Origin of the sequence: Curtobacterium sp. MCPF17_051, from assembly GCF_003234595.1 — a bacterium.
GTDB lineage: Bacteria > Actinomycetota > Actinomycetes > Actinomycetales > Microbacteriaceae > Curtobacterium > Curtobacterium flaccumfaciens.
This window is the reverse complement of the sequence record NZ_QKSE01000011.1, coordinates 1-13,809: the sequence shown is the minus strand read 5'-3', so window position 1 is coordinate 13,809 and position 13,809 is coordinate 1. Positions and strand designations below refer to the sequence as shown.

The 13,809-nt window shown below is 71.4% G+C and carries 15 protein-coding genes, 1 tRNA gene and 1 pseudogene; 10 read left to right on the top strand and 7 right to left on the bottom strand.

The annotated features are described in order from the left end of the window. Positions 1-12 precede the first annotated feature (12 nt). The gene (bcp, locus tag DEJ35_RS09945) at positions 13-483 is read right to left on the bottom strand and encodes a thioredoxin-dependent thiol peroxidase (protein WP_110861158.1); all 471 of its coding nucleotides are present in this window, start codon (positions 481-483) and stop codon (positions 13-15) included. Positions 484-578: 95 nt separating this feature from the next. On the opposite strand from bcp, the gene DEJ35_RS09940 reads away from it, so the two are divergent. Beyond that, a tRNA-Lys gene (locus tag DEJ35_RS09940) sits at positions 579-651 on the top strand. A 153-nt stretch (positions 652-804) separates the two neighbouring features. On the opposite strand, the gene DEJ35_RS09935 is transcribed toward DEJ35_RS09940, so the two are convergent. Then, positions 805-1,455: a YigZ family protein gene (locus DEJ35_RS09935; protein ID WP_375231875.1), complete on the bottom strand. Its 651-nt coding sequence runs from the start codon at positions 1,453-1,455 to the stop codon at positions 805-807. Positions 1,456-1,556: 101 nt separating this feature from the next. Here DEJ35_RS09935 and DEJ35_RS09930 point away from each other — a divergent pair, with 101 nt between their 5' ends. From DEJ35_RS09930 to DEJ35_RS09900, 7 genes are all read left to right on the top strand, one after another. Beyond that, positions 1,557-1,997 carry a hypothetical protein gene (locus DEJ35_RS09930; protein ID WP_051596928.1) on the top strand — a complete coding sequence of 147 codons (441 nt, stop codon included), beginning with the start codon at positions 1,557-1,559 and terminating at the stop codon, positions 1,995-1,997. After that, positions 1,994-2,455 (top strand): ImmA/IrrE family metallo-endopeptidase, encoded by a 462-nt coding sequence (locus DEJ35_RS09925; RefSeq protein WP_027466515.1) that lies wholly within the window; start codon positions 1,994-1,996, stop codon positions 2,453-2,455. Before DEJ35_RS09930 ends, DEJ35_RS09925 begins: the two co-directional genes overlap by 4 nt. Next, positions 2,452-3,378: a hypothetical protein gene (locus DEJ35_RS09920; RefSeq protein WP_110861154.1), complete on the top strand. Its 927-nt coding sequence runs from the start codon at positions 2,452-2,454 to the stop codon at positions 3,376-3,378. Before DEJ35_RS09925 ends, DEJ35_RS09920 begins: the two co-directional genes overlap by 4 nt. 162 nt (positions 3,379-3,540) lie before the next feature. Next, positions 3,541-3,753 carry an SCO4848 family membrane protein gene (locus DEJ35_RS09915; protein WP_110861152.1) on the top strand — a complete coding sequence of 71 codons (213 nt, stop codon included), beginning with the start codon at positions 3,541-3,543 and terminating at the stop codon, positions 3,751-3,753. Between the two features lie 158 nt (positions 3,754-3,911). Beyond that, a complete protein-coding gene (locus tag DEJ35_RS09910) occupies positions 3,912-4,589 on the top strand; it encodes a response regulator transcription factor (RefSeq protein ID WP_110861150.1) in 678 nt (225 codons plus the stop codon). Next, positions 4,582-5,973: a cell wall metabolism sensor histidine kinase WalK gene (locus tag DEJ35_RS09905; protein WP_110861148.1), complete on the top strand. Its 1,392-nt coding sequence runs from the start codon at positions 4,582-4,584 to the stop codon at positions 5,971-5,973. Before DEJ35_RS09910 ends, DEJ35_RS09905 begins: the two co-directional genes overlap by 8 nt. 49 nt (positions 5,974-6,022) lie before the next feature. After that, positions 6,023-6,664, top strand: a complete 642-nt coding sequence (locus tag DEJ35_RS09900) for a PepSY domain-containing protein (protein WP_146248999.1) — start codon at positions 6,023-6,025, stop codon at positions 6,662-6,664. Positions 6,665-6,696: 32 nt separating this feature from the next. Here DEJ35_RS09900 and DEJ35_RS09895 read toward each other — a convergent pair whose 3' ends face one another. Together DEJ35_RS09895 and DEJ35_RS09890 are read right to left on the bottom strand one after the other, a co-directional pair. After that, positions 6,697-6,996 (bottom strand): hypothetical protein, encoded by a 300-nt coding sequence (locus DEJ35_RS09895; protein ID WP_146238557.1) that lies wholly within the window; start codon positions 6,994-6,996, stop codon positions 6,697-6,699. Between the two features lie 76 nt (positions 6,997-7,072). Further along, a complete protein-coding gene (locus tag DEJ35_RS09890) occupies positions 7,073-8,605 on the bottom strand; it encodes an amino acid permease (RefSeq protein WP_110861142.1) in 1,533 nt (510 codons plus the stop codon). Positions 8,606-8,743: 138 nt separating this feature from the next. Between DEJ35_RS09890 and DEJ35_RS09885 the strand changes: the two genes are divergently transcribed. Then, complete coding sequence (locus tag DEJ35_RS09885) at positions 8,744-9,907, top strand: mechanosensitive ion channel family protein (protein ID WP_111192659.1); 1,164 nt, start codon at positions 8,744-8,746, stop codon at positions 9,905-9,907. A gap of 121 nt (positions 9,908-10,028) precedes the next feature. Here DEJ35_RS09885 and DEJ35_RS09880 read toward each other — a convergent pair whose 3' ends face one another. Beyond that, the gene (locus tag DEJ35_RS09880; RefSeq protein WP_027466522.1) at positions 10,029-10,217 is read right to left on the bottom strand and encodes a hypothetical protein; all 189 of its coding nucleotides are present in this window, start codon (positions 10,215-10,217) and stop codon (positions 10,029-10,031) included. Positions 10,218-10,310: 93 nt separating this feature from the next. Between DEJ35_RS09880 and DEJ35_RS09875 the strand changes: the two genes are divergently transcribed. Continuing rightward, positions 10,311-11,462: an SLC13 family permease gene (locus DEJ35_RS09875; protein ID WP_111090409.1), complete on the top strand. Its 1,152-nt coding sequence runs from the start codon at positions 10,311-10,313 to the stop codon at positions 11,460-11,462. Positions 11,463-11,509: 47 nt separating this feature from the next. Here the strand turns inward: DEJ35_RS09875 and DEJ35_RS09870 are convergent, their stop codons facing one another. Together DEJ35_RS09870 and DEJ35_RS09865 are read right to left on the bottom strand one after the other, a co-directional pair. Continuing rightward, entirely contained in the window at positions 11,510-12,481 is a 972-nt protein-coding gene (locus DEJ35_RS09870; protein ID WP_110861137.1) for a magnesium transporter CorA family protein, read from the bottom strand. Between the two features lie 84 nt (positions 12,482-12,565). Continuing rightward, a pseudogene (locus DEJ35_RS09865) lies at positions 12,566-13,809 on the bottom strand (nuclear transport factor 2 family protein); the annotation flags it as partial.

The following is a 13,809-nucleotide window of genomic DNA, read 5'->3' as shown; positions in this document are numbered from 1 at the left end:
CGTGGCCGGTCCTCAGACCAGGCCGAGCTTCTTCCGCAGGCTCGCCACGTGACCGGTCGCCTTGACGTTGTAGAGCGGCAGCTGCACGGCGCCGTCCTCGTCGACCACGATCGTGGACCGGATCGTGCCGGTGACGATCTTGCCGTAGTTGTTCTTCTCGCCCCAGGCCGCGTAGGCCTTGTGCACGGTGAGGTCGGGGTCGCTCAGCAGCGGGAACGTCAGCGCCTGCTCGTGCTGGAACGTCTTGAGCTTCGCCTGCTCGTCCTTCGAGACACCGAGGACCTCGTAGCCGGCGGCCTGCAGCGAGGACATGTTGTCGCGGAAGTCGCAGGCCTCGGTGGTGCAGCCCGGGGTGGACGCTGCCGGGTAGAAGTACACGATGACCTTCTTGCCGCGCAGGGCAGCCAGGGAGTGCCGGACGCCGTCCTGGTCGGGCAGCGTGAAGTCGGGGGCGGTGTCGCCGGGGACGAGACGGTCGGTCATGGTGCTCCTGTTCGCGTCGTGCGCCCACGAGTGGTCGTGGGCGCGCGAAACCCATGCTATTGTTGATTCCCGTTGCGGCACGGAAGCCGGAACATGCACCTCTAGCTCAATTGGCAGAGCAACTGACTCTTAATCAGTGGGTTCTCGGTTCAAGTCCGAGGGGGTGCACCGTAGGACGAACGCCCCGGCTCATCGAGTCGGGGCGTTCGTGCGTTCCGGGGGTGTGGACGCGTCGACGTCGAGACACGCCCGGGGTGCGTCGAACCGGGGAATCCGGTCCACGGAGACGTCGGTCCGCGCGGACGTCAGTCCACGCGGAATTCAGTCCACGGGGACGTCGACGATCCGCTCCTCGCCGACGACGGGTTCGAGCGAACCGGCCGACGCGGCGGCGAGGTCGGCGGTCAGGGCTCCGAGCGCCTCGTGGGGGACCCACACCTCGAAGGTCGCCGACTGCCCGTACTCGGTCGGACCGAGCGTCGCGTGGTGGTGCCGGACCCAGTCGCGCAGCACGTTGTCGAGCCGTCCGGCGTCGGCGTGGTCGACGTCGAAGCGCACCTGCGTCAGGGCCTCGCGGCGGACGAGGACCGCCGTGTCGAGCGCCTCGGACACCGAGGTCGAGTAGGCCCGGACCAGTCCGCCCGCACCGAGCTTCACCCCGCCGAAGTACCGCGTGACGACCGCGACGACGTCGGTCAGGTCGCGGCGTCGCAGGACCTCGAGCATGGGGACGCCCGCGGTGCCGGAGGGCTCGCCGTCGTCCGAGGATCGGGCCTGGTCGCCGAGCACGCCGGTGACCATCGCCGTGCAGTTGTGCCGGGCATCCCAGTACCGCCGCCGGACCTCGGTGATCACGCGGTCGGCGTCCTCGACGCCGGAGACCGGTGCCACGGTGGTGATGAACCGCGACTTCGTGATGACGATCTCGTGCTCGACCGGTGCCGCGACGGTGGCGGGGAAGCGGCGGGGCATGCCCACGAGGGTAGCGGCGCGGGTGTCGGGCGCCCGCGCTAGCATGGCGTCCACGCGCCGGACCCACACCTCGCGCGGACACGGCTGGGGAGGAGTCCGACATGGACACGGGTGATCTGAAGGGCGGGGCGCTCGACGCCGCCGAGCTCGCGCGCCGCCTCAACCTGCTCCTCGACTTCGAGGAGTCGCAGCGTGGCGCCCCGGTGCCGTTCTCCTCGATCGAGGAGTACGTCGCGGCACACGGCGGGTCGCTGTCGCGGGCGAAGTGGACCTACATGCTCTCGGGCGACGGCCGCCGCAACCGCGACACCGAGCTCCTGCGCCTGCTGGCCGGGTACTTCGAGGTCGACGAACGCTTCCTGCTCGAGGACAGCGAGGTACCGGAACGGATCGGGGCCCAGCTCGCCCTCGTCCGCTCCCTGCGCTCCGCCCGCGTGAGCGGCTTCGCGGCCCGGACCTTCCCCGGTGAACTCTCACCCGACGCGCTGCGGCGCATCGCCGAGGTGCTCGAGGAGGAATCGCAGCGGGGGAGCGTCGCATGACCGACGCCCTCGTCGAGGCGTTCTGGGCTCGTGGCGCCGCCGAGGGGTGGTCGGACGTCGACCAGGCCGTCGCCGCCGCCGCCGACGTCGTCGGCAAGCCGATCGTGGTGCGCGAGGAGTCGTTCCTGGCCGCCGAGCCCGTCTGCGGCTTCGTGGCCACGCTCGAGCACGCGCACCTCGTGATGATCTCACCGACAGCCTCGCCGACGTTCCGGTCGTTCGTCATCGGCCACGAGCTCGGGCACGTGCTGCACCGGCACCAGGAGCACGCCCCGCAGAGCGCGTACATCCGCGATGTCATCCCCGACCTGCCCGAGTACAAGGTCGAGCGTGCGCTGGCCCGCGGCATGTTCTCGAACACGTACGAGCACGAGGCCGAGGTCTTCGCCGACCGCCTGGCCACCGTGATCCGCCAGCACCGCGGCCGCCCGAGCGCCTTCCGAGGGGTCTTCGGGTGATCATCGCCGTCGTCCAGGCGGTGCTGCTCATCGTCGGGACGATCGTGCTGTTGGTCCTGCAACGCGGGCAGGACCGCACGCTGGCGTTCACGTTCCTGCTCTTCGCCGCCACCATCGTGACGAACGTCGACCCGCTGTACCGGTGGCTCGACCCGCTGCTCGGCGGGTACAACGTCGTGACCGTCATCAGCGACTGCCTCATGGTGGCCGGCACGAGCACGCTGCTGTGGGGCGTGGCGAAGGCGGTCGGCGCGGCGCGGCCCTGGCTCCGGAACGCGGTCGTGGTGTCCTTCGCCGTGGTCGTCGTGGTGGTCGTCGTCGCGTTCACCGTGCTCGACAAGCCCGCGACCACGACGACCTTCATGCTCGACGCCGGCTCGCACCCGGCGGCCACCGTCTACTCGATCGCGCAGACCGTCTACCTCGGGGTGGCCCTCGGCGCGACGGGGTTCATCTGCGTGCTCCGGCTGCGCGAAGCCCGGACGACCACCGACCTGGTGGGGCTGTGGGTCCTGGTCCTCGGTGGGGTCCTCGGGGTCGTCCGCATGGTCGTGGTCGTCGTGATGGACGTCGCGCACGTCGCCGGTGACCTGGACGTCACGCACGCGCTCTCGCTGCCCTACGACGTCACCACGCCGGGAGCCGTGCTGTGCGTGGCGTCCGGCATGCTCCTGCTCGTCGTCGGGCACCGGATCTCCCGCCGACGCCGGGCCCGCCTCGTGGACGATGCGCTGCGCCGCCTGGCGCCGCTGCACGACCGGATCGGTGTGGACAACGCCTACCCGCCGACCGACGACCCCGCGACCCGGCTCAGTCGCCGCATCGTCGAGATCAACGACGGCGTGCGGGGTGCACGGGCGTCGCTGACCGACGCCGAGCGTGTCGCCCTCGCCGACGCCGAGGCCGCCCTCGAGACCGCGTAGTCCCTCGACGCTGCCGAACAGGCCGTGTACAGTCTGTAGCAGGTGCTACAGATCCTGTGGCCTGCCGGGTCGGGACTCGGCCGCGTTGGGGGCGGCCGAGCACCACCCGCCCGGCAACCCCGTACCAGCATCGTCGCCCCCGGCGTTCACTAGGATCGTCCCGTGCTCGTCTTCGCCGCAGTCGTCCTGTTCATCGGCGCCGTCTTCAACGTCGTCACCTGGCCGCGCTTCTTCCAGCGCGTCGCGAAGGACTCGCGTGCCCGCGACGCCGCAGGCAAGCCGACGACGTTCTACACGGTGCACCTCGTGCTCCTGCTCGTCGCGCTCGCGATCGCCGTCGCGTCCGTGATCGCAGGGATCCTGCTGCTGGTCTGAGCCGGCCGAGGCGGCGCGGCTCTGGTCCGGACCGCCACCGGACGGGAGGCCCGTGGCGCCGCCGCCACGGGCCTCCCGTCCGCCCCCGGTCACCGTCGCGAGCCGCGCTCGCGGGCCGCTTCAGCCCTGCTTCAGCGGGGCACGGCAGGATCGACCCCATGCGGGTGCTGGTGGTCGACGACGAGGTCCGGCTCGCCGACGGCGTGCGCCGCGGCCTCGAGGCCGAGGGATGGGCGGTCGACGTCGCGCACGACGGCGTGGACGGTCTGTGGCACGCGCGTGAGTTCCGCTACGACGCGATCGTGCTCGACCTGATGATGCCCGGCCTGAGCGGCTGGGCCGTGTGCGCGCAGCTCCGCTCCGACGGCGACTGGACCCCCGTGCTCATGCTGACCGCCAAGGACGGCGAGTGGGACCAGGTCGAGGCGCTCGACGCGGGGGCCGACGACTACGTCACCAAGCCGTTCTCGCACCCGGTGCTCGTGGCACGGCTGCGGGCGCTCGTCCGACGGGGTGCCCGCGAGCGCCCCACCGTGCTGACCCTCGGCGACCTGGTGGTCGACCCCGCGGCGCGCACCGTGGCGCGCGGCGAGACCCCCGTCGAGCTGACCAGCCGCGAGTTCGCCGTGCTCGAGTACCTCGCACGGCACCCGGGACAGGTCCGGTCGAAGCGCGACGTCATCGAGAACGTCTGGGACGTCGACTTCGAGGGCGACCCGAACATCGTCGAGGTGTACGTCGGACACCTCCGCCGGAAGCTCGACCGGCCGTTCGGGCGTGCCGCGATAGAGACGGTCCGCGGCGCCGGGTACCGCTTGGCGGCGGACGGTGGCTGAGCGGCCGAACCCCCGTGCGAGCGGGGCCGCACGAGGAAGGCCACGGCGCCCTCGGTCGGTCCGGGCCCGCACCACCCTCGGCGCCGGGGTCGTCGTCCTCGCGGCCCTGGTCATCGGTGCCGTCGCGTTCGTCGTCGTGCTGCGGCTCGTGCTGCTCGACGGCGTGCGCACCTCGGCCGAGGCCGGTCTCGAGCAGGTGTCCTCCCGGGTCGAGGCGGACGGTGCGGCCGCGGTGACCGGCTACGAGGACGTCCTGGTGCAGGTGATCGGCGACGGCGGGGCGGTCCTGGCGCACGGCGAGGACGCCGACGGCGCTGCCCTGCCCACCGCCGACGAGTCCCGGTGGACCCACGACGGCGAACGCTGGCTGCTCGTGGCGGACGACGTGGACCTGCCCGGCGGCGGCGAGGCGACGCTCGTCTACGGTGCCACGCTCGACCAGGCCGACACCGCGGTCCGCACCGCCGTCGTGCTCCTCGCCGTCGGGGTGCCCGTACTGGTGCTCCTGCTGGTCGCGGTCACCTGGGCCGTCACCGGACGCTCGCTGCGGCCCGTGGAGCGGATGCGCACCGAGGTCGAGACGATCCGGACGGCCCGTCCGGACGCCCGGGTCGAGGTGCCGGACACCGGCGACGAGGTCGCCCGGCTCGCGAGCACCATGAACGCCATGCTCGACCGCCTCGAACGGTCCGCCGAGAGCCAGCGGCGGTTCGTGTCCGACGCCTCCCACGAACTCCGGTCGCCGATCGCGTCGATCCGGCAGCACGCCGAGGTCGCCGTCGCGCACCCGGAGCGGACCGAGGTGGCCGACCTCGCCGACGTCGTCCGGTCCGAGGCGGTGCGCCTGCAGGACCTGGTCACCGGGCTGCTCGAGCTCTCCCGCCTCGACGAGGGCGGGATCCGCACGCGGCGCCCCGTCGACCTCGACGACCTGGCGTTGGACGCGGTGGCGCGGGCACGGTCGACGACCGGTGTCGCGCCCGCGCGGGACGGCGACGCCCCGGCGGTCCGGGTGGACGGTTCGGCGATCTCCGCAGCGCGGGTCCTCGGCGACGAGCGCGTGCTGGCGGGGGTGGTCCGGAACCTCGTCGACAACGCCGTCCGGCACGCGAGCACACGCGTCACGGTGTCGCTCACCGAACACGACGGGTCCGCGGTGCTCACGGTCGACGACGACGGCACCGGCGTCCCCGAGGACGAGCGCGAGCGCGTCTTCGAGCGGTTCGTCCGTCTCGACGAGGCCCGCAGCCGGGACGCCGGCGGCGCGGGGCTCGGCCTCGCCATCGTCCGCGACGCCGTGCGGGCTCACGGCGGCGACACGACCGTGGTCACGTCCCCGCTCGGCGGCGCGCGCTTCGTCGTCCGCATCGCACTCGGCGGCTGAACAGGCGGCTTCAGGGCTGCTTCAGCACCCCGACGCGATGCTCGTCCACATGAACCTCCGTACCCAGCACCAGAAGCCCTCCGCCCGCCGCATCGCCGCGTTCGCCGCCCTGCCGATCGTCGCGGCGCTCGCACTCACCGGTTGCGCCAGCGACGACTCGGACGACGACACCGGCTCGGCCGGCTCGTCGGCGACGGACTCGTCGGGCTCCGCTTCGTCTTCGGCCGGTGCGTCCGGCGCGGCGTCCGCCGGCTCGAACAAGGCCCTGCTCGCAGCGGTCGCCACCGCGCGCGGCGAGGTCGGCTCGGGCACCGTCATCTCGGTCGAGCAGGAACAGGGCGCCTCCGCCTACGAGGTCCTGGTCGTGACGAAGGACGGCACCGAGCACGAGGTGCACACGAACGCCGACGGCACCTCGGTCGCCGGCACCCCGCAGACCGAGGCCGCCGACGCGGACGACAAGGCCGAGCACGAGCGCTTCGTCGCAGCCGCCGACCTGAGCGTCAAGCAGGCCGTCGACGCATTCCAGGACCTGCACGCGGGGACCGTGACCGAACTCGGACTCGACGACCACGTCGGCACGGTCGTCTGGGAGGGCGACGTGCTCGACTCGTCCGGCACCAAGCACAGCGTGCGCATCGATGCCGGCTCCGGTGACGTCGTCACCGACCGCGTCGACACCGACGACTGACCCGGGTCCCCGTGGGCCCGGCACCGGCGTCCTCAGGACTCCAGCGGCGGGCCGAGCACCTTCCGGATCGCCAGCGCAGCGAGCTGCTCGTCCGGGGTGTCGAGCAGCACCCGGTAGGTGTCCGGCCCGGCGAGGAACTCGACGCAGACGGCGTCCTCGTCGCACGGTCCGAGGCGCCACCCCTGCACCGCGTCCATCGGCACCGCCGTGCGCGTCTCGCGCTGGTAGTCGGTCTCGGCCTCGAGACGATCCGCGAACACCCGGAGGCGTCCGTAGGCACCTCGCCAGCTGAGCTGCAGGTCGAGGGTGGGAGAAGCAGAACGGTCCGGCACCCGCTGATGGTAGCGACGGTGCCGGACCGCTCGTGTTCGGCGCTGAGGGCCTTGCGTTCCGGGGACAAGCGGAGCGTCAGCTCCCGTCGCCGTCGCGTCGCACCGAGGCGGCGGGGTCGCGGACACCGATCGGGTAGGGCCCCGTGACGCCCTCGCGCAGGGCGGCGATGCGCAGGATGCGGTCACGCTGCAGGAACCACCCGACGATGAGCAGCGGGATCACGATGACGAGCGACGCGATCGTGTACGTGCCGACGGGGTAGTCGATCGCCATCAGCACGATGACCGAGGCGAGGAACGCCAGGGTGAGCCAGGCGGTGACCGGCGCCCCGGGGAGCTTGAACGAGGGTTCCTTCGCGAGCCCCTGCTTGGCCCACTGACGCAGCCGCATCTGGCACAGGATGATCGTGCCCCACGCCGTGATGATGCCGAGGCTGGCGATGTTCAGGGCGATCTCGAACGCCTGGCTCGGCACGAAGTAGTTCAGCACGACGCCCGCGACGGTGAACGCCGCGGTGAGCAGGATGCCGGCGTAGGGCACGCCGCCCTTCGACATCTTCGTGGTCCACTTGGGCGCCGAACCGTTCATGCCCATCGAGTGGAGGGCTCGTCCGGTGGAGTACAGGCCGGCGTTCAGGGACGACAGGGCCGCGGTGAGCACGACGAAGTTCATGATGCCGCCGACGATCGACCCGACCTGCGGGTTGCCGAGCGACGAGAAGAACGTCACGAACGGGCTCTCGCCCTCCTTGTAGGCCGTGTACGGCAGCAGCAGGGAGAGCAGGATGATCGAGCCGACGTAGAAGACCGCGATGCGGAAGACGACGGAGTTGATCGCGCGGGGGATGACCTTCTCGGTGTTCTGCGTCTCGCCCGAGGCGGTGCCGACGAGCTCGATGGCCGCGTACGCGAACACGACACCCTGGATCACGATGACCGCGGGGAGCAGCCCGTTCGGGAACAGCCCGCCGTTGTCGCCCCAGATCGTGAACCCGGTGCGCACGGCCTCGCCGCCGGCCTCGACCGGGAACGCGAAGACGAGCCAGATGATCGCGACGACGAGGAACGCCACGAGCGCGGCGACCTTGATCAGGGCGAACCAGAACTCGAGCTCACCGAACACCTTCACGGCGACCATGTTCGCTGCGAGGACGACGACCAGGGCGATCAGCGCCAGCAGCCACTGCGGTGCGGCGGTGAAGGCCGACCAGTACTGCAGGTAGATCGCGACGGCGGTGGTGTCGACGATCGAGGTCATCGCCCAGTTCAGGAAGTACATCCAGCCCGCGGCGTACGCGAACTTCTCGCCGTAGAACTCGCGGGCGTACGAGATGAACGACCCCGAGGACGGGCGGTGCAGCACCAGTTCGCCCAGGGCCCGCAGGATGAAGAAGGCGAAGATCCCGGCGACCAGGTAGGTCAGCGCGAGCGCGGGGCCCGCGGTGTGCAGGCGTCCACCGGCACCGAGGAAGAGGCCGGTACCGATCGCGCCGCCGATCGCGATCATCTGCAGTTGCCGGGGCTTCAGACCGTGCTGGTAGCCCTCCTGCTCGTGCGAGAAGTCGTTCGCCGGCGCTCGGCTGCCACCCGTGTCGTTCTGCGCTGTCATGCGCGACAACCTACATGCGCACCGGACCGGGCCGTCACGCAAACCCCGGTTCGATCGAACCGCAGCTGCTGAACGTCCGCACAGCCGACGGCGGCCCGATCCTGAACGACGACCGTCGTCCGTTGCTTGCATGGAGGGATGGACATCCTCCTCCGACTCCTCGTCGCGATCGGGTTCGCCCTGCTCGTCACCGCCGTCGTCGCCCTCGTCCTGCACCTGGTCCTCCGGGCGATCGCACGCCGGGAACGCTGGGCCGGCGTGCTCTCGCGCCGGACGAGGCACCCCTTCCGCACCGTGCTGCTGGTGGTCCTGCTCTGGATCGCCTTCACGTCGAGCATCCCGGGGAACGCCGACGCCTACCCGTGGCGCGACGAGGTGGTGCACGCCTTCCTCATCGTCACGATCGCGACCGGATGCTGGCTCGCGTGCCAGGTCGCGATCTTCCTCGAGGACCTCGGGCTGCACCGCTTCCGCATCGACGTGCCCGACAACCGGCAGGCGCGTCGCATCCGCACCCAGGTGCTCATCATCCGGCGGCTCACCGTCGCCCTGCTCGTCATCATCGCGGTCGGCGCGATCCTGCTGACCTTCGACGGGGTCGAGGCGGCGGGCGCGAGCGTCCTCGCCAGCGCCGGCCTCATCTCCGTGGTCGCGGGCCTCGCCGCGCAGTCCACGCTCGGCAACGTGTTCGCCGGCATGCAGCTGGCCTTCTCCGGGTCGATCCGGGTGGACGACGTCGTCGTTGTCGAGCAGCAGTGGGGCCGGATCGAGGAGATCACCCTGACCTACGTCGTCGTGCACCTGTGGGACGACCGTCGGTTCGTGCTGCCGTCCACGTACTTCACGAGCACGCCGTTCGAGAACTGGACGCGGACCGGCAGCGAACTGCTCGGCGCCGTCGAGTTCGACCTCGACTGGCGGGTGAGCCCGGCCGACATGCGGGCGGAGCTCGACCGGATCCTCGACACCTCGACGATCTGGGACCGCCGGGTCAAGGTGCTCCAGGTCACGGACGCCGTCGGGGGACTGGTCCGGGTCCGCATCCTCGTGACGGCACCCGACGCCGGCGGGCTGTTCGACCTCCGCTGCTACGTCCGCGAGGAGATGGTCGAGTGGCTCCAGCGCACCCACCCGGACGCCCTGCCGGTCCAGCGGGTGCAGCTCACCGAGCCGAGCGCGACGGCACCGCGCCGACGCGGACGCCCGTCAGAGGGGGACTCGCAGCTGTTCGGCGACGACGAGCGCGGTGCGCTCTTCACCGGACCGATCCAGACCTCCGGCATCCCGGAGTCCGAGCGCTGACCCGGTGACGGGAGCGGCGTGCCCTGCCCGGCCAGGACGACGAACGGGAGGCACGGTGCCAGCTGGCACCGTGCCTCCCGTTCGTCAGGCCGGTCGCGTCGACGACCGCCTGCGTCTCGACCTACTGGCGCGCCTTGACCGCGCGGTCGTCCTCGACGACCGTGCCGATCGCCACGATCGTCGTGGCGAGCCACGCGACCCAGGTCAGCGCGAGCCGCCAGTCACGCGGTCCCTGGCGGGTGGTCTGCAGCACGCTGTAGCCGCTGATGAGCGAACTCCACACCGCACCGTTGAACATGAACTTGCGCACAGAGGCCTCCTGTCGTCGTGCTGACAACGCTACCGGCCCGTACATTGGAGCGCCGCCGGTCACCCTGGCGCGGTGTCTGCCGGAGGAGTGTTCGTGCGTCAAGCGGTCATCGGAGCGGCCCTGCTCGTGGTCGGCGCGGTCTGCGTCGTGTTCGGGCTGCTGCCCCTCGACGACCTCGCCGTGCTCGCCGACCGGGTCCTGCCGGTCCTCGGGTTCGTGCTCGGGCTGACCATCGTCGCCGAGCTGGCCGCGGACGCCGGGGTGTTCGACCGCCTCGCCGACGTCGCCGCCCGGGTCGGTGGCGGGCGCACCATCGGTCTCTGGGGTGCGGTCGTCGTGCTCGCCGTGCTCTGCACCGTCTTCCTGTCGATCGACACGACCGCGGTGCTCCTCACCCCCATCGTCATCTCGCTCGCACGGCGTGTGGGACTGCCCCCGATGCCGTTCGCCCTGACCACGGTCTGGCTCGCGAACACGGCCTCGCTGCTGCTGCCGGTGTCGAACCTGACGAACCTGCTCGCCGTCGACCGGATGGGGCTCGGCGGCCCGCTGCCGTTCGCCGGGCTGATGGCCTGGCCCGCGGTCGCCGGGGTGGTCGTGCCGTGCGTCGTCCTGCTCGTGGTGTTCCGGAGCAAGCTGTTCGGTCGCTACTCGCCGGTGTCCGTCCGTACGCCGAGCGACCCCGTGTTCTTCTGGGCGGCCTCCGGAGTGCTCGTCGCGCTGGTCGTCGCCCTGACGGCCGGGGTGACCGTGTGGATCGCTGCGGTCCTGGCCGCCGTGGTGCTCGTCGTGGTCGCGGCGTTCCGGTCCCCGTCCGAACTCCGGGTGTCCCGCGTGCCGTGGTCCACGCTGCTGTTCGCCGCCGGGCTCTTCGTGGTGGTCGAGGCGCTGCACACGACGGGCATCACCGACCCGATCGTGCACGCGCTGCAGAGCGGCACCGGGACCGGCCCGCTGCTGCTGCTCGGCGGTGCGGGCGCGGTCGCGGCGAACGGCATCGACAACCTGCCGGCGTACCTGGTGCTCGAACCGGCCGCCGGGCACGAGGCCGTGCGGTACGCGGCGCTGCTCATCGGCGTGAACGCCGGCTGTCTCATCACGCCGTGGGCCTCGCTCGCGACGCTCCTGTGGCACGCACGGCTGTCGGCGGAGGGCGTGCACCTGTCGTGGGGCCGGTACATGGCGCTCGGGTGCGTCGTCGCGCCGCTCACCGTCGTCGCCGGGGTCCTGGCGCTCGCGCTCTGACGTCGGCGGGGCCTCGGACCGTTCGGGTGCCGGAGCCGTGCGCGCGGTCAGAGCCAGTCGCGGGTCTTGAAGACGCGGTAGAGCACGAGCGACGACGCGGTGATGATCGCGAGCGATGCCCAGAGCCCGCTCCAGGCACCCTCGCCCGGGAACTCGACGTTCTGCCCGAAGAAGCTCGTCACCCCCGTCGGGATCGCGATGATCGCCGCCCAGCTCGTGACCTTCTTCATGACGGTGTTCTGGCGGTTCGACGCCAGGTTCAGGGTCGTGTCGAGCACGCTCGACACGGCGTCGCGGAGCTGTTCGACGGAGTCGGCGATCGAGACCAGGTGGTCCTCGACGTCGCGGAAGTACGGCCGGATGCCGTTCGAGATCGTCTCCGCGTCACCGTGCAGCAACGAGGCGACGCTGTCCCGCGTCGGGACGACCAGTCGCCGGAGCACCCCGAGCGTCTTGCGGAGCCGGAAGGACCGCCGCTGGATCTGCTGCTCACGGGGGTCGCCCGGCTCGAACAGGTCGTCCTCGAGCGCGTCGATCTGCCGCTCCAGGTCCTCGACGGTGTCGGTGGCCCGATCGACGACGGCGTCGAGCAGCGCCCAGACGAGCCACGGCACGCCGTGTTCGGCGATGTCGGAGTTCGCCGTGAGTCGGTGTTCCATCGGGGTGGTGTCGACGTCGGACCCGTGGATCGTGACGAGGGCCCGTTCGGTGACGAAGGCCTTGACCTCGTGCGTGATCAGGTCACCCTCGTCGTCCGTGCCGCCCACGTCGTAGACGACCAGGAACAGACTGTCCCGGTACCGGTCGAGCTTCGGGCGCTGTCCGTGCTCGACGGCGTCCTCGACCGCGAGCGCGTGGATGCCGAGCTCCTCCTCGATCTGCTCGAGGTCGGCCGGCGTCGGGTCGGTGTAGTCGATCCAGACGAAGGTGTCCGGGTCGGCGACGAGGTCGGAGATCCGGTCGACGGGGAAGTCCCGCTCGACCGTGTCGCCCTTGCACCACGCCCGTGTCCTGACCATGCTCGTCAGCCTACTGAGACGGCCGACCCGGAAGATCCCGGGACGGCCGTCGTGGTGCTGCGGAACCGCTCAGTCGGCTCCTGCTCAGTAGGCGGAGACGAGCTTGCCGTCCTCCACCTTCAGGTACTGGTTCACATCGAACGAGTCCTCGCCGCGCTTCTCGTCACCGAGGTACGACGTGTACGCGTACGAGACGCTCCCGTCCTTCGTGCTCGTCACCATCACGGTGCCGGCGCGGGACGCCTCGACCTCCAGCTCGGGCATCGACGTGACGTCGTACTGCACGCCGCCGTCGGCGTCGTAGGGGCCGTACCAGGGGCAACCGCTCAGGGCCCGGAGCTCGGTCTTCTCGGCGCAGTCGTCGATCAGGTCGGTCACGTACTGCTCGGCGTCCTGCTCGAGTGCCTTGGTCGCCTTCGGTGTGAAGTCGACGTAGCCGGACGTGGCCGCGCCCACGGAGACCTTCTCGGTGCCGCCGGTGAAGTACTTCGTCCCGCCGACCGAGACCTGGTAGGTGCCGGGGTAGGCGAGGGACGTGAACGTGCCCTCGCTGATCTTCCCGATCTCCTTGCCGCCGACGGTCACGGGTGCACCCTCGAGCACGTCGGAGGCCGTCAGGGTGACCTGCTGGGCGAGCGGCTGCGTGACGCGCCACTCGTCCTTCACCAGGAACGAGGTGCCCGTGCGCCGCAACGACACCTGGCCGGAGCGGTTCTTGCCGTCCTGCGTGTAGCTCAGGGTGGCGATCGCGGTGTCACCGGTCCGGGCGACCCGGCCGACGCGGATGTCCGACGGGCGGTCCTTCGCGCTCCCGAGCACCGTCGAGTCGAGCATCGCGGCGTCGTCGGGGACCTCGCTCAGGTCGGCGGCGGTGTCGGCGTCACCGCTGGCGATGGCCTGCACGTAGGACTCGACGGTCGGGGCCGGACCCCACACGCCGGCGCGGAGGACGCTCGTCGTGACCGCGCCGGCGATGACGACGACGATCACGGCGCCGCCGGCGATGAGCGAACGGACCAGGATCTTCCTGGACCGCGGGGACATCGGGGCCGGAGCGGGGGCGCCACCGCCGATGAACGGCTGCGACCCGGAGGCGGGTTGTGCGCCGTACGGGGGCTGTGTGCCGGAGGGCGGCTGCACGCCGGAGATCGACTGCACGCCGTCCGCGGGCTCCCGGCCAGAGCCGGTCGGCGGGTACGGCGCCTGCTGGCCGGCGGCCGGGGGAGTGTTCCACGCAGCGGCGGCCGGAGCGTCGGCGGCGACAGGCGCGCCGGGCGCAGCGGGAGCACCGGGAGCGGCCGGGCCGACGGGGGCGGTGGGCGCCACGG

Bases quoted from the DNA above. Each gene is read 5' to 3' on its own strand.
- DEJ35_RS09900 (WP_146248999.1), top strand. From the start codon at position 6,023: ATGAACCTCCGTACCCAGCACCAGAAGCCCTCCGCCCGCCGCATCGCC.
- DEJ35_RS09885 (WP_111192659.1), top strand. From the start codon at position 8,744: ATGGACATCCTCCTCCGACTCCTCGTCGCGATCGGGTTCGCCCTGCTC.
- DEJ35_RS09890 (WP_110861142.1), bottom strand. From the start codon at position 8,605: ATGACAGCGCAGAACGACACGGGTGGCAGCCGAGCGCCGGCGAACGAC.
- DEJ35_RS09930 (WP_051596928.1), top strand. From the start codon at position 1,557: ATGGACACGGGTGATCTGAAGGGCGGGGCGCTCGACGCCGCCGAGCTC.
- bcp (WP_110861158.1), bottom strand. From the start codon at position 483: ATGACCGACCGTCTCGTCCCCGGCGACACCGCCCCCGACTTCACGCTG.
- DEJ35_RS09925 (WP_027466515.1), top strand. From the start codon at position 1,994: ATGACCGACGCCCTCGTCGAGGCGTTCTGGGCTCGTGGCGCCGCCGAG.
- DEJ35_RS09870 (WP_110861137.1), bottom strand. From the start codon at position 12,481: ATGGTCAGGACACGGGCGTGGTGCAAGGGCGACACGGTCGAGCGGGAC.
- DEJ35_RS09935 (WP_375231875.1), bottom strand. From the start codon at position 1,455: ATGCCCCGCCGCTTCCCCGCCACCGTCGCGGCACCGGTCGAGCACGAG.
- DEJ35_RS09910 (WP_110861150.1), top strand. From the start codon at position 3,912: ATGCGGGTGCTGGTGGTCGACGACGAGGTCCGGCTCGCCGACGGCGTG.